The organism is Limnovirga soli, assembly GCF_013106755.1.
Taxonomy (GTDB): Bacteria; Bacteroidota; Bacteroidia; order Chitinophagales; family Chitinophagaceae; genus Limnovirga; species Limnovirga soli.
In genome coordinates, this window is record NZ_WHPF01000057.1 from 1 (window position 1) to 313 (window position 313).

Below are 313 nucleotides of genomic sequence, written 5' to 3' on the forward strand. Positions count from 1 at the left end.
ATATTTTGCTACGTCAAGCTCCATCGCAATGTTGGCATACATGCGTTTTAACCGGGCATTTTCTTCTTCCAAATCTTTAATTCGCTTTAACTCGGAAGCTTCCATGCCACCATAGCGCTGACGCCATTTATACAAACTGGCTTTACTTACACCGTGATCACGGTTAATATCTTCGGCACTTTTGCCGTTATCAAACTCTTTGAGAATGCCTGCTATCTGCGCAGGACTAAATGTACTTTTTTTCATGTTTTACAGTTTTAAAATTAAACATTTTGTCTATTTTTAAACCGTACTGTTTTTGGGGAAGCTTACC

General features: G+C 38.7%; 1 protein-coding gene. It reads right to left on the reverse strand.

The genetic code is table 11. The features are described 5' to 3' along the window. A partial coding sequence (locus GD597_RS21755; RefSeq protein WP_171610019.1) for a transposase occupies positions 1–246 on the reverse strand: 246 nt, incomplete at its 3' end. Positions 247–313: the final 67 nt, after the last annotated feature.